16 protein-coding genes are annotated in these 23,027 nt (G+C 50.7%); 2 read left to right on the top strand and 14 right to left on the bottom strand.

Going from position 1 to position 23,027, the window contains the following annotated elements:
* Positions 1-152 precede the first annotated feature (152 nt).
* Positions 153-2,585 (top strand): sodium-translocating pyrophosphatase, encoded by a 2,433-nt coding sequence (locus IPH59_05085; protein ID MBK7091082.1) that lies wholly within the window; start codon positions 153-155, stop codon positions 2,583-2,585.
* A 91-nt stretch (positions 2,586-2,676) separates the two neighbouring features.
* Here the strand turns inward: IPH59_05085 and IPH59_05080 are convergent, their stop codons facing one another.
* Positions 2,677-4,350: a carbon starvation protein A gene (locus IPH59_05080; GenBank protein MBK7091081.1), complete on the bottom strand. Its 1,674-nt coding sequence runs from the start codon at positions 4,348-4,350 to the stop codon at positions 2,677-2,679.
* Between the two features lie 151 nt (positions 4,351-4,501).
* On the opposite strand from IPH59_05080, the gene IPH59_05075 reads away from it, so the two are divergent.
* Positions 4,502-5,461, top strand: coding sequence for a hypothetical protein (locus IPH59_05075; protein MBK7091080.1), 960 nt, complete (start codon positions 4,502-4,504; stop codon positions 5,459-5,461).
* A 39-nt stretch (positions 5,462-5,500) separates the two neighbouring features.
* On the opposite strand, the gene gatD is transcribed toward IPH59_05075, so the two are convergent.
* The 13 genes from gatD to IPH59_05010 all read right to left on the bottom strand — a co-directional run bounded on the left by gatD (position 5,501) and on the right by IPH59_05010 (position 23,026).
* Positions 5,501-6,883, bottom strand: a complete 1,383-nt coding sequence (gene gatD, locus IPH59_05070; GenBank protein ID MBK7091079.1) for a Glu-tRNA(Gln) amidotransferase subunit GatD — start codon at positions 6,881-6,883, stop codon at positions 5,501-5,503.
* Entirely contained in the window at positions 6,876-8,858 is a 1,983-nt protein-coding gene (gene gatE / locus IPH59_05065) for a Glu-tRNA(Gln) amidotransferase subunit GatE (protein ID MBK7091078.1), read from the bottom strand. Before gatE ends, gatD begins: the two co-directional genes overlap by 8 nt.
* Positions 8,855-9,715, bottom strand: coding sequence for a methyltransferase domain-containing protein (locus IPH59_05060; protein ID MBK7091077.1), 861 nt, complete (start codon positions 9,713-9,715; stop codon positions 8,855-8,857). Before IPH59_05060 ends, gatE begins: the two co-directional genes overlap by 4 nt.
* Positions 9,716-9,799: 84 nt before the next feature.
* Positions 9,800-10,246, bottom strand: a complete 447-nt coding sequence (locus IPH59_05055; GenBank protein MBK7091076.1) for a Bor family protein — start codon at positions 10,244-10,246, stop codon at positions 9,800-9,802.
* A 214-nt stretch (positions 10,247-10,460) separates the two neighbouring features.
* Complete coding sequence (gene pckA / locus IPH59_05050; GenBank protein ID MBK7091075.1) at positions 10,461-12,104, bottom strand: phosphoenolpyruvate carboxykinase (ATP); 1,644 nt, start codon at positions 12,102-12,104, stop codon at positions 10,461-10,463.
* Entirely contained in the window at positions 12,101-13,318 is a 1,218-nt protein-coding gene (locus IPH59_05045; GenBank protein MBK7091074.1) for an aminotransferase class I/II-fold pyridoxal phosphate-dependent enzyme, read from the bottom strand. The genes pckA and IPH59_05045 overlap by 4 nt, the downstream gene beginning before the upstream one ends.
* Before the next feature lie 320 nt (positions 13,319-13,638).
* Positions 13,639-14,880: a hypothetical protein gene (locus IPH59_05040; protein MBK7091073.1), complete on the bottom strand. Its 1,242-nt coding sequence runs from the start codon at positions 14,878-14,880 to the stop codon at positions 13,639-13,641.
* A 278-nt stretch (positions 14,881-15,158) separates the two neighbouring features.
* Positions 15,159-16,565, bottom strand: coding sequence for a peptidoglycan DD-metalloendopeptidase family protein (locus tag IPH59_05035; GenBank protein MBK7091072.1), 1,407 nt, complete (start codon positions 16,563-16,565; stop codon positions 15,159-15,161).
* 139 nt (positions 16,566-16,704) lie between these two features.
* The gene (locus tag IPH59_05030) at positions 16,705-18,069 is read right to left on the bottom strand and encodes an MFS transporter (protein MBK7091071.1); all 1,365 of its coding nucleotides are present in this window, start codon (positions 18,067-18,069) and stop codon (positions 16,705-16,707) included.
* 20 nt (positions 18,070-18,089) lie between these two features.
* A complete protein-coding gene (locus IPH59_05025) occupies positions 18,090-18,638 on the bottom strand; it encodes an HDIG domain-containing protein (GenBank protein MBK7091070.1) in 549 nt (182 codons plus the stop codon).
* 9 nt (positions 18,639-18,647) lie between these two features.
* Positions 18,648-20,573 carry a hypothetical protein gene (locus IPH59_05020; GenBank protein MBK7091069.1) on the bottom strand — a complete coding sequence of 642 codons (1,926 nt, stop codon included), beginning with the start codon at positions 20,571-20,573 and terminating at the stop codon, positions 18,648-18,650.
* A gap of 48 nt (positions 20,574-20,621) precedes the next feature.
* Positions 20,622-21,146 carry an ECF transporter S component gene (locus IPH59_05015; GenBank protein MBK7091068.1) on the bottom strand — a complete coding sequence of 175 codons (525 nt, stop codon included), beginning with the start codon at positions 21,144-21,146 and terminating at the stop codon, positions 20,622-20,624.
* Positions 21,143-23,026 (bottom strand): hypothetical protein, encoded by a 1,884-nt coding sequence (locus IPH59_05010; GenBank protein MBK7091067.1) that lies wholly within the window; start codon positions 23,024-23,026, stop codon positions 21,143-21,145. The genes IPH59_05015 and IPH59_05010 overlap by 4 nt, the downstream gene beginning before the upstream one ends.
* Position 23,027 lies beyond the last annotated feature (1 nt).

The raw sequence follows: 23,027 nt of genomic DNA, 5'->3' as shown, positions 1-23,027 counted from the left end.
GTCTGTAGAGAATGAGTTATTATTAAGTAATAGGGTTAATACAATTAATCAGGAAGGAGTGTCATGAGCGCAAAGCCAACACACTTTGTTACCGTTCTGAAGAGAGGTAATAATCTATGAGCAAGTGTGAAAAAGCGAGGTTCAACTTGAGAATGATGTTAAATCGAATTGCACTGCTGGCAGCAATGGTAATTGGCATTGTACCACAGGCGTTTGGTAGTGAGGCGGACATTGTAGTGCCAGATCTCAGTCAGCAGAGCTTCTTCGGCATGACTGGCCACAATCTATTACTGATCGGTATTGCTGTCTGTTTCCTTGGGATGTTGTTTGGCTGGTTCGCATTCGCGCGCCTCAAAGGACTTCCGGTTCATAAGTCAATGGCCGAAATCTCTGAACTCATTTACGAAACCTGTAAGACCTACCTTCTGACTCAAGGCCGGTTTATCCTCATATTGTGGGCGTTCATCGCTGTCATTATGGTGGTGTACTTCGGCTGGCTTAGGCCGGTTGGTGCGGCGAATTTGATAATCATCATTCTGTTCAGCCTTGTCGGTATCGCCGGCAGCTATGTTGTGGCTTGGTTCGGCATTCGAATCAATACATTCGCGAATTCAAGAACGGCATTTGCCTCACTGACAGGTAAGGCATTCCCGACATACGCGATTCCGCTCCGCGCCGGCATCAGCGTCGGCACGCTGCTCATTTCGATTGAACTCATAATCATGTTGGCGATTTTGCTCTTTGTCCCCGGTAACTTGGCAGGATACTGCTTTATCGGCTTCGCAATTGGCGAGTCTTTGGGCGCTGCGGCACTTCGTATCGCCGGCGGTATCTTCACTAAGATTGCCGATATCGGCTCCGACCTGATGAAGATCGTGTTCAACATCAAGGAAGACGACGCGCGTAACCCGGGTGTAATCGCCGACTGTACCGGTGACAACGCCGGCGACTCCGTCGGTCCTACTGCTGACGGCTTCGAGACCTATGGTGTCACCGGAGTGGCGTTGATAACCTTCATTCTTCTCGCGGTCCTCAATCCAGCTTGGCAAGTTCAATTGCTTGTCTGGATATTTGTGATGCGAGTAATGATGATCGTTACCAGTATTGGATCATACTGGCTCAATGACGTTATCGCGAAAGCACGATTTGCCAACCTGGCTCGTTTCAATTTCGAGACCCCGTTGACAACTCTCGTTTGGATTACTTCGATCATTTCAATCATAATGACCTACGTCATTTCATACCTGATGCTGCCCACTCTCGGAGATGGCAGCTTGTGGTGGAAACTGGCATCGATCATCTCTTGCGGAACATTAGCAGGCGCAGTGATTCCAGAGTTGGTCAAGATATTCACCTCCACTGGATCGCGTCACGTTAAAGAGGTCGTCACTGCTTCCAAAGAAGGCGGCCCGTCTCTTAACATTCTTTCCGGTTTGGTCGCTGGCAATTTCAGCGCCTACTGGATGGGCTTGACGATCGTTGCCCTAATGGCGGTCGCGTGGGGATTCAGCACCATGGGCGTTGGCGACATTATGGCGGCAGCGCCGGTGTTTGCCTTCGGTTTGGTTGCATTTGGGTTCCTCGGCATGGGTCCGGTAACAATCGCTGTCGATTCCTATGGTCCGGTGACAGACAATGCTCAATCAGTTTATGAGTTATCTACGATCGAGACTCTGCCCGGAATCAAGGATGAGATTAAGAGAGACTTTGGTTTTACGCCGAACTTCGAAACGGCAAAACTTTGTCTTGAAGAGAACGACGGCGCCGGAAATACGTTCAAGGCCACGGCAAAACCGGTCTTGATCGGCACTGCAGTCGTTGGCGCGACGACCTTGATATTCTCGATTCTGTTGTTGCTTTCGCAACGTCTTGGCGGCGAAGTCCACGGCGAGCGCACTCTGCAAGGTATCACTGATATGTTGAACGCAGCAGGGTCGTACTTCTCGCTTCTTCACGCGCCGTTCTTGCTTGGTCTGATCGCTGGTGGAGCCGTTATCTATTGGTTCACTGGCGCATCGATTCAGGCGGTATCGACGGGTGCCTATCGCGCGGTGGAGTACATTAAGGCGAACATTCGCTTGGATTCCAGTTCTCAGAAAGCATCAGTCACCGACAGTAAGAAAGTAGTTGAGATTTGTACTCAATATGCTCAGAAAGGCATGTTCAATATCTTCATTACGGTATTCTTCACGACGCTCGCATTTGCCTGCGCGGATGAATACTTCTTCGTCGGTTACTTGATCTCAATCGCGGCGTTTGGACTCTATCAGGCGATCTTCATGGCTAACGCCGGTGGCGCCTGGGACAACGCCAAGAAGATTGTTGAAACTGAGCTTCGTGAAAAAGGAACTCCGCTTCATGCCGCGACGGTTGTCGGTGACACAGTTGGAGATCCGTTCAAGGATACTTCGTCGGTGGCAATGAACCCAGTAATCAAGTTCACGACGCTCTTCGGCGTTCTCGCTGTGGAGTTGGCTATTGAATTGACCCGGGGAACGCGATTGCTTCTTGCAACCGTTTTCTTCCTGGTTTCAGTCGTTTTCGTCTACCGTTCGTTCTATTCAATGCGAATCAAGAATGACTAACTTGCGGTAATCGACATAGCGTTTTTTCGCGAATTGGCGGGTCGTTAAAAGCGGCCCGCCTTTTTTGTTATTGGTTTTGCTGAACACAAATTTAGTGAACCGCTGCCTGCCTTCGATCCGACCTATTCCTGAGCAGTGCTGCTATCACAAGGTATATCGCCAGTCCAGTCAAGGAGAGCGACAGCAATCCGTTTATAAGTGTCGTATCAAAACCCTCTGCACCCGCAAAACTGGCAATCGTCAATTTAATCAGTGACCAAGTCGTAATCGTAAGGACAAACAACATCGGAAGGAGAGTGAACGCGATACGCTTGCGACTGTGATGAAGCCACATCGACACGGTTAGCAACGTCAGTGCAGCTAGCAGTTGATTCGCAGAACCGAACAACGTCCAAAAACGCACCCAAGAGCCTTCCGGTGAGAATTGAATGAAGTAAACCGGCAAGACAATAGTAATCAGAGTCCCGACTAATCCACCTGCCCATGTCTGCCATCCCGTGAGTTCTTGGAATATGTACCGTGCCAATCGAGCGCATACATCCAGAGTATCAAACACAAAAGTCGAAAACGCCATGGCGCCGAAAGTAATGGCGAACTTGAGATTCTCTTCGCCGATTATTAGCGACATGAATTTCCCGATACCGTTGCCATAGATCGTTCCCGGCTTGAGTCCGACGATATCCCCGCTGGCAACAATCATGATCGTGCCCAGAGCAATCAAGGCTACAAATCCTTCTGCCAGCATGGCGCCGAATCCGATTGGCTGCATATGCGATTCCTTGGCGATTTGCTTGGAGGTTGTACCGCTGCAAACCAAGCCGTGAAATCCCGAGCAAGCACCGCACGCGATTGTAACGAATAGAAATGGGAAAAGCGTTCCGGTCATACCGCCAACATCCCACGATCGGAATGCCTCCTGCTTTATCTCGTAGCCTCCGAAAAATATCCCTACGACTCCCAATGCCAGAGCCATATAGAGTATGAACCCGCCCAGATATCCTCTCGGTTGAAGCAACATCCAGACAGGCATGAGCGATGCCGCCGCGCAATATGCGAGGATGATCAAGCCCCAGGTTTTGACGTCAAGGATGAGCAACGTCGAGACTTGTGTGCCAAGCCATACCAGTACCAACGTCGCTGGGACGAAGATCACGGTTAGCAGCCAAAGAGGCGGATTCAGGTATCGTTGAACGAAACCCATCACGACAGCAAGCAAGAGGTACATAATCGCCGCGGCAGCAACGGCGCCTCCGGGGTTGAATGCAGTTTCAACCCCTGCGAGCTCTTCCGTCTTGCCGACAAAACTCGATGCAGTGATATCTGTGAATGCAACAATCACGTACATCAGAGTGACCCAAATGAGAGCCATCATGGCACGACCGGCGGTAGTTCCCAGATGTTCGCGCGTAATCTCAGCAATAGAACAAGCGCCGTGCCTTACCGATGCCGTGAGACTCGAGAAATCGTGGACAGCGCCAATCAACACCACTCCAAGTCCAATCCACAATAGACACGGCAGCCAACCAAAGGTCTGACAAGCAAGGATTGGTCCGGCAATCGGACCAGCTGCTGCTATTGCGGAAAAGTGTTGAGCGAACAAGTAGAATGGCTTTGTCGGTACATAATCAACGCCATCCCCTTTAGTATTCGCGGGAGTAGCTGAAGAATCGTCAATGGCAAACTGCTTCGCGACCCATCGGCCATAGAGTCGATACGCCAATACCACGAAGACGATGAAGCAAAGCGCGATCAGTGGAAGTTGCATGACTTAACTCCTGCGATCCGGATTTGTCCGGAAATTCAGTATTGCTAAAATCTGTTCGTATATCTATATTTGAGTATCAAGAAATTGTTTGCATCTTTGTGGGCAACACAAATCTGCATCGTTTGAGCAAGTCCATTGGAAGGAGCAACCAATGTTACGAATTGCGTTATCAACGATCGTTTTCTTTGCATTTCTTATCCTGCCAACGAGCGCCTACGGCCAGTCATGCGGCGATGCTAACGGGAGCGGCGGATTTTCAATGTCGGATTTAGTTTACATGTTGAACTATCTCTATGAGGGTGGACCGCCTCCGGCCGACTTCGACATAGCTGATTTTGACTTCCATCAGGAATGGACCATTAACGACGCAGCTAGAATCTTTAGCTGCACGTTCAGTTGGTGCGAGCCCAATCTCTACTGTCCACCGACTGATCCTGCATGGGATCCTTCAGTGACCGTCGGATATCGCATCCGACACACGGCTGCATTTCCTGCTCACCTTGAGCACAGTATTGTCGATCTCGCGCTGGATGCACCTGAGCTTGCCGGTTTGCAGTTACCGTTACGAATCTTGGTCGACTCGACACCAGCTCAAATCGACTCGGTCCATTTTCCGGTGAGTGGCAGTTGGTTCACTGATGTACACAATCTCCTAGTTGTCCCTCCGACTCCAGGTGTTTTCGTCATGAATAGTCTTCCCATCTTTTTTTCATCGCCTGGTCCTTCGACTCCCTTGGCACGCGTGTTCATTTCAGCGCCAGCTGATACAGCATCCCGCCTAATCAATCTTGAATTCGCCGACTATGTCCCCGCGCAGGCGCCTCCGGGCCATGACGGTCCGATTACGCCTATGATTGCAACCTGGAGCGCACCGGTGCAACCCAGTTTCTTTGGAACCTGTTGCCTCGTCCCGGGCGATGCGAACGGTGACGGGCAATTGAGCATTTCGGATGCAGTATACTTGGTCAGTTTCTATTTTGCGGGTGGACCGCCGCCGATGGGATGCACTGCACTTGGTGATGCTGATGGCAATGGGTCACTGTCAGTCAGTGACGCTGTGCGAATCATTGGCCATATCTTCTCAGGAGGACTGGCGCCAGTTTGCATTTAATCGAGACTTGACTCGACCACAGCGGAGAGTAGTTACAGACTACTTATGAATCCGCTTCAAAAATTCTTCGACTTCCGGCACTCCGCCTTGGAAAATCAAGTAGCCATTGTATGGCTCACGGTCAGTAATTTCATCGCTTACGGGCGTAAGCATCAATTCTTTGACTTTTTCTAAGTCGCTTGTCTGTCCCAACGCCCAGGCAAGTTTGATGTAGGCCACTTCCGGAAGCATATTCGCCAACGGAATGATCCCTTTGCTCATCAAGTCGCGGCCCGTGTCGTACACAAACATATGGACATAACCCCAAAGGGTCTGCACTGTCATGTAGACGGCAATACCCGCTTTGGCGCATTGCTCAATCGCCGGATAAAGCGGCTTGTTGATGTGCCCTAATCCCGTACCCGCAATAATGACACCCTTGTATCCATTGTCGATCAGTGACGTGATCATATCGGGCATCATGTTCGGATAATAATACACCAACGCGACCTTCTCTTCGAAGAATGGCGTGATCTTGGCTTTGCGGTCGCTTCGGCGGCGATTATAGTTTGGTTTCAGCGGTGTGATCTTCTGCCGGTCCACCATCGCAAGAGGTATATCCCCTATCGTTCTAAATGTCGATCGATAAGACGAGTGCATCTTGCGAACTCGTGTGCCGCGATGTAGCAGACCATATTCGTCTGAAGTCGGCCCAAACATGCAGACCATGACTTCAGCAATGTCCGATTCAGCAGCCGTCTTCGTAGCATGCATCAAGTTGAGAGCCGCATCAGATGACGGCCGGTCGGATGACCGCTGGGAACCGACCATGACAATTGGCACTGGGGAGTCTTGTACCATGAACGAGAGCGCGCTGGCGGTATGGTGCATTGTGTCGGTACCGTGTCCGATGACAATGCCGTCGATACCCTTCTCGATTTCCTTCCCGATTGCAATAGCAAGAGTCTTGTACTGCTCCGGTCCCATATTCTCAGAAAACACCGCGAACAGTTTCTCCGTTGTGAGATTGCAGATGTCTGCCAGCTCCGGTACAGCACCATATAGCTCGCCGGGAGAGAATGCCGGAATCACAGCACCGGTACGGTAGTCCAATCGTGAAGCAATTGTCCCACCTGTACCGAGGAGCTTGACATTGGGGCGGCCCGGACGGTTGGGGAACTCCTTCTCTGGTATCTTGTAGTGAGCTTCTTTGTAGCCCTCTTCAGTCATGTTGGTTATCGTCTCAGTTGCAACACCAATGTTGTATCCCGTGACGAGCTTTATGACAATATGCCTTTCGTCGTCATTTTCCGAACGCGGCAAGAGTATTCCCTTGAATTCTCCGCGTGTCGTTTCGACCTTTGTCTGACTCCATACACGCGCATTGAACTTCTGCAGAGTCGCGAGAGCCTCGCCCTTGTAGCCTTTAAACAGATCAACCACCGACGATCTCCTTGGAAACTCGCTCATGAAGTTCACGCAACGACACATTGCCGACCGCGCGTTTGCGCATCTGCCCCATCACCCAACGAATCTTGGCCTCGTGGCCCTCCCGCTTGCGAATCTCAAGGTACTTGCGGCGCAATGCCGGCAAGAATTCGAGAATCTCTTCGATCTTCTGTTCGCGAAAATCGACAGTCGTCAGCACCGAATCGAAATCCATGTTCGGATGGCTATAAGTCACCGGCAGCATTTTCTTCAGGATTTCATTTCCGAGATTTCGTTTTTCGACAAACAGAAGTAATTGGTGGATCTTCTCGAAACTGAAGTCTGGCTGGGCCTTCTTCTTGCCTTCCAGATTCTTCAACCCATGACCGAACATTGTCGCAACGAAGCGCGGCGTTTGCTTGCATTCAGCAGTGATCGTCTCGATCAAAGGAATCAGGTTGTTACGAAGGATATATGCGAAACAGTCCTCAGGTACCTGCCACTTTCGCAATTGCGCCATGCGGTCAGACACATCGACGGGAAGCGATTTGCGCACTTCGTTTATGACATTGTCGTCAATAGAAATTGGCGCGGAATCTGTGTCCGGGTACATGCGGTCGGCGCCCGGAAGGACACGCTCAAAAATCGTCGTACCATCGGAGATTGACTTGCGGGTCTCGTTCGGAACGCCTTGCATTGCCAGTTTGCAGCGCTCTTCGATTGTCTCAAGCGCAGTCTTTATATCATCCGGCGGTCCCCAAAGAACAATCTGCGCATCGCCCGGCTGAGCATCAAGGTAATCGCGGATATCGATCAGCTCTTGCTCGTCGCCAAAGAGGTGTAATTGCTCTGAATGCAGCATATTCGGGCGTTCAAGACAGGCAATGACCTTGAGACGGTCGCTGATTTCGTCGGCGAACATCCGTTCGGGCTGGGTGAAGTGCGAGAGGATACCCTCAAACTTCGGCAGGTTAATCCCGAGCAACTCCCAACCACGAGCACGAACGCGTTTGATTGCCTTCTGTTCACGCGGCAGCAAGTCCGGGTCAAGCTCCTTGTGTGATATTGTCCAGCTCTTGGGGTCCAATCCTCTCTTCGCCAACTCGGCCTTGATCAACAACAACGAACGCTGGCGGAAGGCTTCGACATGGACCAGGTTCGGAATCCATTGAATGTGTGCTACGCCTTTGATCTCCACACGAGTGCCGCCGGTGATACTGACATTGACGTCCTCTCGTGCGGCGCCAATTCCAATTCTCACCTTGCCGGAAGCGCGATTGAGGAATCGGATGTATTGTGCAGCTTCGGCAGCTTCTTCTGGAGTGAGCATATCAGGATAGGTCACCGTCTCGATCAATGGCATTCCGAGACGGTCGGTGCGATACACGCGCCAATGGCCAATATCCGAGACCTCGCGGCACGAATCTTCTTCGATGGAAATCTGAATAATGCGAACCGTTTTGTTCTTGAGCGGGATGGTTCCCTCGATGCCGACAATTGCGGTTCGTTGGAATCCGGTCGGAATCGAGCCGTCGAGATACTGTTTTCGGGCGACATGCAGCTCGCCCACAATGTTCGTCTTGAGCATCAACGCAATCTGAACAGCAATATCAAGCGCTTCGCGATTGATCGGGAATGGCGGTGTATCATCGATATCGTAGGTGCACGCAGTCGCGTCCTTGATGCGGTACACGATGTTTTTCCGCGTCTTGAACTCCATCAAAGCCGTTCCATCGTATTCGCCCAATTCCGAAAGAGTGGGCCGCATATGCCGGATGATTTCGGCGTCGTAATCATTCGGCTTCTGGAATATTCCAGCAGGGCAGCGGCAGAAGAGTTTCTGTTTGGTCAGCAATTGTTGATGAACTTCGAGCCCGCACTTGAAACCGAGGGCGCTATACGTATCCGGCGTCGCCTCAGTTCGCGGCAAGTAGCCCACTTCTTGCTTTGTGCGCTCGTAGTTGTCGGATGGATTGAAGCGGTAATTCATATGCGGGAGAGTATACCTAATTGGCGATTAAGGGGCAAGGATGTTGGAAGGAATTTCGAGGCGCCTAAGTTGGTATGGCGTCTCGTCTTGCACCGCACGGAATCGTAAGGAAGGTGGAGTCTAAAACCTTGAGAGACCGACTTCAAAACGTATATCGACCACGGGGCAATCTGCATCTCGTTGACCCATTCGAATGGATCTTCCGCCCGCGCCAGCGGATTGTACTTGGCTTCGACTTCAAGCCCGGCCTCGGCATACAAATCGCGATAGTCGCTGTCTGGCCAGATAATATCATCGACGGGTCTGCTATCCGCAATATCAGTATTGATGATCTTCACGATATCGCCGCATTTGGCGATGCGATTCTCCGGAAAGTCTTTCGTTGTAAACGACGCCCATTCATACCAGTAGATTTCCGGCGCCGAGACGAGATTGATGAAGCGGCCGTTTGGAGCCAGCATGCGCGCGATTTCACGGAGGATTCCGAGCTTCTGTTCACGAGTTGGGATATTGTCAAAGGTGAAGGCTGACTGAATGAGATCGAAGGATGCACTGGAGAATGACCGAAGTCCTTTTTCGTCGACCAGCCGATAGTCCCCTGCCGGATTAATCTCTCGAGCCAGGGCCAACATGCTGGCCGAAATATCGACTCCTGTCGCGGTGAAGCCAAGCCGTTCGATGAAACGAGTCGAGCGTCCCGCACCGCAACCGAAATCGAGCGCGCGCTTGCCGGTTACGTGTTTGCCTATGATATCGGGCAGGTCGCGAAACGCCAGGTAATATGTCCCCGGAAATTCCAGTTTGGCGTATGCTTCCGCCATTTTGCGGTCTTCGTAGGCGTTGAAGAAGTTGGTCATGATAAGGAATGCTCTCGATCTTCTCTCAGATTGTGCGGTCAATGCAGCCATCGACCGCACTTAGCTCGACAGTTCAGAGTTCGATTAGTAAGCCGTCTGCTCACCCTCGTCCACAATCTGCACATACACCGGTCGTCCCAATTCGACCGCCTTGGTTGCAGCTTCAGCGAAAGCCTTTTCGATTTCGTCATTCGTGCCGGTCTTGCAAACGATGTCAATGGCCGGTTCGGAGGCATCAGCAGTGCCCGTGCCTGCACAGGTAACCGTAATCTCCATCGGAGTATAAATTCCAAAAGTCAATGCACCGACTACTTGATTCAAAAATGAGTGTCGCGTCTCAACGCGCGAGACACCGCCCGGGCATTTAGCCTGGGCTTCCACCGTCTTCGGAGGCACCAATCCATAGACCCAGCATGAAGCCCACGGTTGCTTATAAACAGTTGTCGATGGTGCGGCACCAGTTTCGATTGTGGCGTGATAGCATCCTGCTACCAGAAATAACATAATACCTGCGAATATAACGCGTTTCATGCGTCTCTCCTGTCCTTTGAGGCGTTTCCTGTGTTTGGTTTTGTTAACGCAAAGCTATCGTTCAGCTCGGATCGAGTCAAGAGGAAAGTGAATCGCACCGTTCGGAAAGGAAAAGCCGCCAGAATTTCTCCTGACGGCTTATCTCTACTGCCATTGAGCTACGCTGGACTCCGGTGTCCGCCGGAATAACGAGCCTGATGTTTTCTGCTAACTTCTACCGCCGCGGTCCTGCCGCAACAATCTCTTCCGGGCATCCATCTTTGAACTTCTTGAAATTCTCAATGTACAGCGCCGACAGTTGTTTGTAGCGGTTGGCATAAGCCGCTTTATCCGGCCATGAATTTTCCGGATACAGCGCCTCAGCCGGCACATCGGGGCAAGTCAGCGGCACCTTGAATCCAAAGAGCTTGTCTTCGCGATATTCGACGTTCTCCAATTGCCCGGTCAAAGCCGCTTCCAACATCGCGCGCGTGTAGCGGATGCTGATGCGCTTACCGACTCCATAAGGACCGCCTGTCCAGCCGGTATTGACCAGCCAGCACTTGACATCGTGGCGGATGATCTTGCGCTTAAGCAGGTCGGCATAGAAGTACGGATGATGCACCATAAACGGAGCGCCAAAGCACGCCGAGAACGTGATCTCCGGCTCCTTGCCGAGATCGATTTCGGTGCCGGATACTTTCGCCGTATATCCTGAGATGAAATGATATAGCGCCTGATCCGGCGTCAGCCGCGCTATTGGCGGCAAGACTCCGGATGCGTCGCAGGTCAGCATGATGATGTTCTTGGGATGGCCCGCACGTTTTTCCGGCAAGGCGTTTTCGATGAACTCGAGCGGATATGAAGCGCGCGTATTTTCGGTGCGCTCATCATCGTCGAGATCAAGGTGACGCGTAATCGGATCATAAATCACGTTTTCGAGAATCGTCCCAAACCGTCTGGTGCAGGCATAAATCTCCGGTTCTGCAGATGCAGACAGATTGATGACCTTGGCATAGCAACCGCCTTCAAAATTGAAGACTCCCTCATCACTCCAGCCAGCCTCGTCGTCACCGATCAGGCGCCGCCGCGGATCAGCAGACAGTGTCGTCTTGCCGGTTCCGGACAATCCGAAAAATAGCGCGACATCACCGGCTTTGCCGACATTTGCCGAGCAGTGCATGGTCATCACGCCCTGAAGTGGCAGCAAGTAGTTGAGAATTGTGAACGCTGACTTCTTGATTTCGCCGCCGTAGCCCGACCCGCCGATGATCACCAGCTTCTGCTCGAAATTAAGCAGGATGAACGTCGGTGTTAGGGTACCATCGATTGATGGCACACCCTGAAAGGACGGCACTGAGATAATTGTAAACTCCGGGACGTGTCGCTTCAGTTGATCGAGTGCGTCAATGCGAAGGAACATGTTCCGAGCAAACAGCGAATGCCACGCGTACTCGGTAATCACGCGAATCGGCAGTTGATAGTTCGGATCGGCGCCGACATAGCAATCTTGCACAAAAAGGTCGCGATCCTGAAGGAACGCCTGAAGGCGTGCATACACGGCACTGAATTTATCTGCGCTAAACGGACGATTGTATTGACCCCACCAAATTTTGTCGGTAGTGGTAGCTTCCTGAACGACGAACTTGTCATTAGCAGCTCGCGCAGTGTGCTTGCCCGTGTTGACAACAAGCGGTCCCAGATGCGAGATGTTGCCTTCGCGGCGGAACATCGCTTCTTCGTAAAGCGCCGGCTCTACCAAGTTCCAATACGCCATGTGCAGATTGGTCAACCCGTGATGCTTTAGTCCAAAATCGCTGGCGCGTTCCTTGGCAATATCATGCGCAGGTGACTTTATATTCAAGTAGTTGCTGTTCATTGCCAGTCCCTCACAAGCTTTCTGTCGCCGATGTAGATTTCGTTGGGAGAACTCGGATCGAGCACCCACTTGATGCGTGCAACGCCTTCCATGATATCTTTGATTGTCCCGCAGAAACTCAAGCGCAAATGGCCTTCCATGCCGAATTCCTTACCGGGAACGGCGACGACCATCGCCTTCTTCAATAGCGTCTTTGAAAGAGCCACTGAATCATTGCTGTAAGCGCGGAAATCAGGAAGCGCATAGAATGTTCCATCCGGCGGAATCAGTTTCACGCCTTCGAACGCATTCAGCTCTTGCACCATCACTTTGCGGTTGTTCTCCAGCATCAGACGCAGGCTCTCGACACCGGTCTGAATTCCTGTCAACGCGCCTACCGCAGCGATCTGAGAAAGCACAGCCGGACACGAGGTCGTTTGTGCCTGTACATTTATCATAGTTTCAATGACTTGCGGATTCGCGACCGTCCAGCCAATGCGATATCCAGTCATCGCATAGAGCTTCGACACGCCGTTAATTACGATCAATCGCGAATTGTCGGACTGATCCTTGGCATACTTGTAACACGATGTCCACTTCTTGCCCGAAAAGACGAGCTTGTGATAGATGTCATCTACGATCAGGTAAATGCCCTTCTTTTCGCAATACTCGACTACTTCAGCTACAAACGCTTCTGAGTATACGACACCGGATGGGTTGTTCGGGCTGTTGAGAATGACCGCCTTGGTGTAAGAGCTGGTCATGTCGATGATATCTTTCAGTCGCGGCTCAAATCGTCCATCCCCCGGCGTAACGATTACCGGTTTGCCATAGACCATCTTAACCATTTCCGGGTAACTTACCCAGTACGGCGCAATAATAATCACTTCGTCCATCGGGTTAATCAGCGTCGTCAACAGCACCGACAATGCTTGTTTGGCGCCGCCGGAGACCAGCACGTTGTCCTTGCCGACTACCTTGCCGTAGTTCTCTTCCGTATAGCGAATAATCGCCTTGCGTAGCGGTGAAATGCCTTCAGTCGGTGTGTAGCGAACTTCAGCGGTCGACAATTGCGCCGCACAGTTCAGAAGCGCTTCAAAAGGAACCTTGCTCTTCGGCTCGCCCGCGCCAAGATGGATGACGGCCTCGCCGCGATCGCGCAAGTCCTGGGCTTCTTCGTTAAGCTTCAGAGTCGGCGATTCAGCGATTTCCCTCGCCAAGGTGCTGATACTCATCGTAACCTGCCTGACAAATAGGTGTCAATTCTCAAATCATGCCGTATGACACGGTTTCTCTATGTGCCACACGCTGTTTGCCCCGAATATTGTGTTGGCAAACAGGTAGACGGCCGACCCAGGACGATCCCATGTCGAGCCTAAACTACGGTTAATATTATCGGGTTTCAGGATGGCTTTGTCAACGATAAAATGTGAATTATTTCACGAGGGGTAGCTGGATTACAATTATCTGTGGTACACCATTCAAACACAAACCCCGTTCCACTTTCGCAGAACGGGGCTGGCGGTGAATCACTGTGAGGAGATTCGTTACTTATCTATCTGATTACTAACTTTGCGAAGTCATACCAATCAATCTGCTCGGTACTGCCCTTTTCCCGAATCACGAAGATGCCCTTGTTTTCTTCATTGACGTCATTTGAGCCGCTGAGAATGTAGGTATTGCCGCTCTTAAGCGTAACCGTGGCGCTGCGCTGCGAACTCTTCTCTATCGTGGATATGATGGCGAACGGGATCACAATCTCAACGCCTTTGTACTCGCCATTAAGATGCTCCCAAGTAAATTCTTCGTCATTGTCCCAGGCGATGTTTCCGGAGAATTCCTCGCCGTCTTCAGTGGTCGCTGTTCCCCGAATGCGTCCGCCGCCATCGAAATCTTTGTAGGCCGGCAGGTCGGCCTTGGGTACAGGCAAGAACTCCGCTTTCTCGAAATCGCTCCAGTTGATCTTGACGCGCCCAAATTCATTGGACTTTACGACAATTCCGCGATTCTCGGAGTTCACATCATTGGAATTACGAAGAACCATTTCCTTGCCGTCTTTGAGTATTAACGAGGCTGATGATGAGGAACGCCTTTCAATCGATGCAATCCGTCCCATCTTGATTTTTCGCGTTCGCCCGCCATCTTCGTCGCCGTCGAGATCATCGTCAGAGAACACTTCATCAACGTCCCACTCGATCCATCCAGTGAATTCGCCGGCACGTCTCGTACTGACTCGACCATACAAACGTTCCAAACCATCCGTCGGCTCGCTCGCTTCCTGCATGAAGTCGATATGATCGATGTCGTCCCAATCGAAGTAGATTTCGCCTTCCTTGGCATCGTTGAGAAGGATTTCACGGAGGCCCGGGCCGAGATCAGAACCGGAATTGAAGATTACTATTTCACCATTCTTGAGTGTCAGTGTCGCACCGTCATCGCGATCGCGAGCCAATGTGCGGATATGCCCAAATTGTAGTTGTGACTCCGAGGAGATATCGAAACCGAAAACTGAATTTCCCTCACCTATCGAAAGCCCGAATAACTCGAAGTTGCCTTTCGATTCCTTGTAACGCCGTTTGCCCTGTTTGCGATCGGCATCACGACGGTCCTTTTCAATGGTACCGTCGATAATGTCGTCCCAGAACGCTTCATTCTTGTCCCAGCGTATCCAACCTTCAAACACGTCGTTATCAACTGTATATAGTTTTCCGTAGATTCGGCCAGATTCTGCAGACGCATGGGCAAACCCAAGCAGAATCATCAAGCTAATTGCGGTGAGAATTTTCAGCCGGGGCATCGCTCCTCCTAAATTGGTTCAATCATCATCTGATGGGGAATTACGAGATTCATAACGAAAGGTTGCGCAACTTTGTGTGTTTTTTGCGGTTGCAGACCTGGGCGGGGATTTCCCACAAAAAGTGTGGGGAGTCCGGCTTGGACCCCGAACTCCCCGAGAACAAAGAGACACTAGCCTGACGGCAGGTGTTCTTCGCCTCCTTTTGCAGGAAGTATAGCACCTACCACTGACAGCTCCTGTCAGTACATTTTCAACAATTTTAAGTTTTTTTGAGAAATCTATTGGCCGGGCGGCGGTCCGCCGGCAAATATGTAGTTAATCAGATAGACAACATCCGAGACAGTGACCGCTGAATTGGAGTCAATATGCACGCCTGTTGCCCAGGGATTTGGATATGGCCCGCCTGAGAAGATGAAGCTGATTAGGAATACCACATCAGAAATTGTGACACTTCCACTGAAATCGACATCGCCATTTGTGTAAGGTACGGGGTCAAGAACGACGTTCATATTGAGATTACCGAAGACATCCGTTATCGCCGAGTACTGTTGGTAGCGCGGTCGAGTTACCTTGACCTGATATCTCCCAGCTGGCTGCGCAATAAACGAAAATGAAGAATCAACCAATCCCATGTTGATCGACGAAATCGGGATCTCAACAACGAAATCTTCGCTAAAGGGATTACCGTCACTTGTTCTGACATGTCCAGAAATGGTGTAAAAGTTGGCAGTCGAAACGGTCATGCTGTCAGTAGCGAGATTGCCGTAACGGTCCTTTGCCCAGACCTTGACCGTGTAGGTGTCGTTTGGAACCAAACCCGTTGCCCACTTGCCGCTTACGTCAGTTGGCTCAATTGTCACATCATCATCGTGGTTGGTAATTATCTCATAAAACTGCCGCTGGACGTAATCGCCCTCGGAGTTGCAGGGCGCCGTGTTCTTGTACAGCGTGTGATAAGATTGGTCCCAAAGGAGATCGCCGGTGAACACGAAGGACGTAAAGGGACCGAGGCTGACCGAATCCGAATAGATCTGGTAGCTCATCTCGTTTGGCGTTACAACCCACGTTGGATGGCCAATCCGATCGTGCGCTTTGGCAATGATGTCAACATCGCCGTCAAGTGGCGATGCTGCGTTAAAGAACACGTCTGTGTTGTCGCGGCAAAACCGCAATTTCGCCCCGGTACTGATGTTCAGAAAGTAAGGTGATACGAAATCATCAATATTCACAAGTTCATCAAGCGGATTACCTACAAACAACCAATTGGAAGCCCAGGTAAGACCTGCGTTTCTAATCTTCACAAAATGAAGGTGGTGGAAGTTGGAGGTAGGCCATGTCACAAGAACTCCAAGTTGTTGCCCACTATCCACATAATCGCCAACGCTTACAGTAATACTTTGCTCGTCAAGGTGTGCGTAAAGCCAGCCATCGCAACTGTCTGGTCCGGCGCTATCTCCGACTGCAACCCTCCAATGAAGCTCAGCTGCCGTTGTTAGAACTGCCTTCACCCAGCCAGACTTGACTGCATATACGGGTGTAAATGCCGGATGCAGGATATCGATTCCGGGATGCATGTACGGAGTGCCACCGTAATCCTGATATTCGCCGTACGAATTCCCTAATGCATGAGATGAATCGAACGGCTCCATTGGCCACGGAATAACCGCAAGAGCGGATGAGGACATCGAAAGGAAGACACAGAAAAGCAGAATCCTAAGCAGAACGCCTCCGTCTAAGAGCGAGGTTGTTAATGCAATATAGCAGGAATTGCCGAAATGGCAATCGCGAACTTTGAACAGCCCTAATGCGCTGCTGTGTAGGGTTTTATGGCAATGAGCTGCGTTGTTGGTCTTCCTGGTACTGCTTTCGGTTCGGTACTTTTAGAAGAACAATAAATCCACCCACGAGGGCGACGATCTGTGCTGCAAGCGCCAATCTATAATGGATACTCGAAGCGGCACCCTCTGAGAGGACTATTCCTACCCGATTGAGTGTCTCAATGGCAAACTTTCCCAGTGGTTTGTGTTGCTCGCCAAGCAGGGCGACAACACCCCAAATGAGAGGGCCAAGCGTCGCCGCCGCTTTCGAACAGAGCGAATAAACACCGTAGAACTGTCCCAGCTTCTCTTCAGGAACGAGACTATTCAAGAGTGGTCGACTCGCCGTCCAAACGGCTCCGAGGAATACGCCGAAGAAGGCCCCAATTATGTAAAAATGCACTTTCTCCGAGGCGATAGTGGCAGCAGCGAGAGAGATTATCCAGCCAAACACTGAAATCAACATTGCCGGTTTTGACCTAATCTTGTCCGTGAGGTAGCCATAGAGAATAGAGCCAACAAGCGCAAATGAAGTGGAAGTAATGAAGAGGATGAGTTTGTCGTCTTCCTCAAAGCCAACTACCGTGCTGGAGTACACTCCCATGAAGATGATGACGGTATTGACTGCGTCGATCACCAGGAAGTTGCCAATCATATAACGGACCAATCCCGGGTACTGCCGTGTATCTCTTACTGCGCGCTTCAGGCTCTCGACAAAAGACTCCTTTTTGACGGCACTTACATTGGCGCGGGGCTGCTCTCTGACCCAGTAAAGGCATGGCAACGCGAATATCAAGAATAGTAGCGCCGTGGGCAGGAATGTATACACTCGTCCCGAGAGACCCTCAATCAGGTTCATCCCGACGAGCGGAAAGACGATTAGAAGTCCCGTGATTGAGCCGGCATAGCCGATCCCTGTCCCTATACCGGAGATCTTGCCTACAGTCGACGGGGTTGACACATCCGATATCAGTGCATTGTAAAATGTCAACCCGCCTTCATAGAAGTAGTTGGCTGCAGCGAAGCATATCAGTGCCACAACGACTGTGACCAACGGCGATAGATTGAGAAGGGCAAACAGAGAAAGCAAGACTGTTGCTGCCACGCAGAGAAAAGTGAATGTTCGCAGATTCTGAAGTCGCGATCCCCCGAGGTCGGCTTTTCTCCCCAATGCAGGCAATGTCACAGCGACTAAAAGCATCGATGCCGAATAGCTGAGAGAAAAGTAGATATCCTTAGTCTTGAGGTCTTCGATGATCCAAGGTGAAAAGAAATAGGTTACGATGTTCATTGAGAAAATCGTGTTGGCGAAGTCATACATCACCCAGCCGATTTGGGCTTTGAGACGTGAGTATTCTCCGCTTATCGACACTCTGCTACCACTTCCCTTTCCTACAATCCCAATTCAGATGAAATCCGGCGCATACCATCAAGCGAGAGTCCAAGGAATTCTTCCAAGGATAATCCCAACTCGGAGCACTTCGAAATTGCTTCGCGTCGCGCCCCGGCAGCGAATCGTTTGTCCTTGAACCGTTTCATGACCGACGAGACTTGCACTTCAGCGATTTTCCGGGTCGGATGCATCAGCGCTGACGCCGTCAGTAGGCCGGTTGTCGGATCGGCGGCATAGAGCGCCCAATCCATTCGCGAGACGCACGGCTTGTGGTCGGCATGGCAGTGGATAGCGTACTTCATTGCATCATCGATTTCGGGATAAGTGCTGAGCCAATCACTCGTGACAAAAGTGTGTCGCTCAGGAGCGTTCGCTGTTTCAGCATAATCCAGATCATGGAGCAATCCAACCAATCCCCAGCGGTCAACATCTTCGCCAAAGTGCTCTGCTAACCGGCGCATCAAAGCTTCAACGCTGATTATGTGCTTTAGTAAATTGCCTTCGCCAATTTTCTCAACGACAAGCTGATATGCATCACTCCGATTCATGAAACTGCACTAATCCACAAAATTCCATTTGAATCCCCACCAGACGGATCGACCTGGTTGTTGTATGTTGTTTAGCGTATACTCCACATCAAGGAGGTTCTGGTAATTGAAATAGAAATGAAAACGCTTGAGATCAAAACTGAAGTACGTTTCGGTCAAGATCACACCATCTTCAACGCCTCCGGCAAGATAACGATTAGCAGCAGAGCGGAATGTTGCGCCAGCCCCGACATTTAACCACAATCTGAAACGGTTGATAGGAAATCGATACCAAGCCGATCCGTTCGCGGTGTGAATTGGACCCGAGGTGATCTCATTGCCACCGCTACTGACATGCCTTAGTCCGTAAGAAGCGTTGGCGGTTACCCGAGTGAAGGGCTCTGCATGCACCTTCAGCGTGCCATAAAAGACATTCTTGTCAACCTCAACGGCGCTATATCTTCCATATTCCAGCGAGTCTTCGCTAAACTGCCACTCCGAGACATTCATCATGTTTATTGCGCCTCCGACTACCTGCATGCTCAATCTCGGTCTACTGTAATTGAGCACCATCTCCAAACTAGCCGCTGAGCCAACGCCTAAGTCAGGATCGGAAGATATCGAATACGTCACAACCGTGTCGGCAAGCACAGCATGCACCGGCTCCATGAACAACATCTCAGGTTGCGGTTGAATGCTTCGCCAACCGCCGATGACGGACAAGGTAGTATTAGTGGACGCTTGAAATGATGATGAGGCCATCACATTTGGAGCCGGGCTGAGCTTGTCGGAACCAACCAAGGAGGCTGATGCAAAGTAGCTTGCTCGCTCGGATATTGCACCTAAGCGACGCAATCCGGCATCGAAGTAGATACTCGAAGTACCCATTCCTTGACTTTGATAGTTTAGATATCGCGAAGTCACTGCAACTGAGGTCGTATTCTTCAAATGCCGACGCTGAAACTCAAGCTGAGACTCGACTACGCGAAACCGCTGTTCTGCTTTGACCCCAGCATCGTCAAATCGCTGGTCGTCATTTCGATAGCTAAGGCGCAGATCAAATTGCGAATCTTCCGATCTCAGATACGTAAGCGATGTAGAGAGCGTCGCGAAATTGTCGGTCACATTGCCATCAAACTGAAAATCTGTCGGAAAATATACTTTGCTTCCGCGTAATCGATTGAACGAATAGTGTGCTCTTCCCAACAAATTGTCGCTCAATCGCGGTTCAACTGTCAAACGCATTCTGCTTAGTTTTGAATCCGCTCCGGAATAGAGACCGTCGTTTTTCTGAAAGGTACCATCGGCGCGAATACTGCCGAAACTGCCGAAATTGCTGGCAAACTCAAAAGTCGTATTAGCAAATCCACCGCGTCCGCGATTAACATAGACGCTACTTGTCGCAGTATCAAACTCCACGAGATCGGATTGTTGATACATACTTGTGCTCCGCCCTAGTGGAAGAACCAGTCCGCTAAGAGTTGGTGTCAAGAGATAGAATCGTTGTGAAGGTTCGACCCGAACCCATTCTTCCGAGTACGGCAGTGGAACCGGGTTCGCAAAACTCTGTTCGCCAACTAGATTGTCCGAGCGTGAGAGATGACTTGGCGTCAACCCGAGTGGATAGAGTGTCTCCATATCCCCCCACATACCCACGGCAAGCCGATAGAGCGCCGGCTCCGATTGCCAAGTGGTGGATGATTGCGGACGATCCGGAAATCCCTGCTGGCCATCAAATCTTCCGAATAGAAGTTTAATTAAGCTGTCACTGACGCTTATGAATCGAGGTCTGGTGATCTTCGGCAGACTGTCATCTAGTGCAGGCGACTGATCAGACTCGTGCAGCGAATCGGGCGCTTGCACAGCTTTCGTGCTGTCATTCTCAGACTCCTGAGCTCTGGCAGCGGAGTAACCACCAACAAGAAGCGCTACGATTATGCCAACAATGCGATACAATTCAACTCCAGACTGCCCTTCTCAATCGGCGCAATTGACACTGATGAGCTACCGGCCATTGGAAAAGTTAACGACTTTTTGGAGTTTTGCAAGAATTGGGAAGAACACCACAAAGAAGACCAAATTGGATAGTACGGTCACCATCACAAAGGAAAGCGAGACAATTAGCCTTTCTCGAAACGGCCCGAACAGCCACGCATCTACAATCGAAACAGGAACGTGGTACAGAAGCGCAGTAGTCACGCCTAAGGATCCAAGCACGGCGACATAGACGAGTGAGGTTCGCGGCTCCAGCCTTTGCGCAAATGCCCCGCCGAGTAGGCCGACGAGAGAATAGCCAGACAGCTGCGCCAATAGCAGTGGCAAGATGACCATTCCGTATGGATTAAAAAGAGAAATGAGTGCCGACGACACTACGCCAGTCACGAATCCGCCAAGCCTGCCGATGCAGTATCCGGCAAAGAACACTATTAGGATGGAGAGAGTCGCATTGGGAATTACCATCAGGACGAATGAGCCGGCATATGCCAGAGCCGTAAAAATCCCGATGCCAGCGACTGTCCTGGTTGTCACCTGACCACTAAGATCTTCTGATGCCGGATTTCATCGCCAATCCGTGCCTGCACTACGTAGATACCTGAAGCAACTAATTCGTCACTTCCATTCTTTGCATTCCAAGTGAACGAGTACGGATCACCAGGATTAACGGTCAGGCGCTCCGATTTGTAGACCCGCTCGCCGGCAACTGTATAGACACTAATGTCAACATCGGAAGTCTGAACGACATCAAAAATCACCGTCAATGGGCGATCGACGGCATCTGAAGCAATCAACTTGGTATTTGCAAACAACACTTTGTTCTCACTGATTTGCACCGACGTGTCAGCCACGCTGAACCGATATGAATTTGACAGACGCCTGAGATCGGTATTAACGATTGTCGGGATGACTAGTACATCAGTGATAGCGTCTAAGTCTTCGACTTGAACTTGTGTGTTCAGTGGATAGACAATATCTGACACTCGAAAGAGACCGTTTGCATTGAAACGATCGTAAGCGATCACCGATTTCCGCCATTCTGTTGAGGGATTGGTGCTAACTACACCGGTGAAATCCAGAACAAATCCGCTTGCCAAGGAACCGGTTCGAAAAACCAAGAAGTTAATGCCCAACTCTGACGGTAGAAATTGATTGTCTCCACTTTCAGCAGTCGTTACTGGATATTCCGAGTAATAGCGGATGTATGCTCTCGTCGGGTTTGAAAATTCGTCTGGTACCATACCATAGCTGGCTGCTTCCGGGAAGTAACGTCCTGTCCGAGCCCGTGTCCCGGTAAAGAATAACCAACGCGAGTATTCGGTCCATGCCTGCTCCAAGTTGACAGTACCACCGGTATGATCAGCAAGCGCGCTTTGAATCGCCCCGGAAAAGAAGTTCTCGCCGGTTGTCGCACCGCAGTACTCCCAGGCGATCCGATTGACCTCCTTGCCGTACTTCTCAGCAAGAAAAATCGGAAAGAGGGCCGCACCATAGATGCTCAGTCCGTCATCGCTGATGTAGTAAGGAGCTTTATGCACAGTCGGCAGATAGTACCCGAGGTAATTGTAGTAGTCGTTTACGCCATCATACATTTCTTCTTCCATCCACACAGCCGACATCTCCAGCCAGTATGGATTATAATTGGATGGAGTACAACTTGGCGCCGTACACACTTCCCTGCTGTCGTAAGTCAGATGTATCGCGTGCAGAAACTCATGGGCGACGGTGACCTGAAGTGCCGCTATCGGACGATCCGAGTATCCCTGGTAATCTTCATATTTGGTATCTAGTTCCATCCAAGAAGTAGCTTTATAGCTTCCACCAACTACAATCTCTTCATCAGGTACCGTGCTGCCATAGATGCGACTGTCGAGGTTCATAACATAAACATCATACCGTGCGTCGCCACCAGCCGTGCCATCATCAATTGGCTCAATGAATCCAAGTTGATTAATGTGATGTTCCCAGCAGGAATCGGCGATTCGCGCAACAATATCGATATAGTCAGGAACGCCGTTGCTGTTATTGTCACCGTAGCGGGTATGAACAGTGTCACGGCTTCCGGGTGTCATGGTATAGTGTATTTTAAAGTGACCACCCGGCGAATCGAAGTTAAGCGGGAGATTTGCGGGTCGCGCCATCACGTCTTCGAAACCGGCTATCGTGCCATACTGGTTTTCCAATGCTCTAATCTGCAAGGCAAGCGGCAAACCGCACTTTTGTATTATCCCGGTTCCCGGAACTCCTTCATCTCCCAATGCAGTTGCTGCGACTTCGGTTTTTTCATTATAGGCACTCAGTAACGCTTGCATTTGTTCGGTACGATTCATCTGAGACAGATCGATAGCGGCTGCTTGAACTGCAAACGAAAGTACAATCAGGAGAGTAACGAAAGTCGGGATTCGAGCGCTCACG

It is taken from the genome of bacterium (genome assembly GCA_016708315.1).
In the GTDB taxonomy this organism is placed as follows: domain Bacteria; phylum Zixibacteria; class MSB-5A5; order CAIYYT01; family CAIYYT01; genus JADJGC01.
Note: the sequence above shows the minus strand (reverse complement) of the source record. Positions and strands in the feature narration are given on the sequence as shown.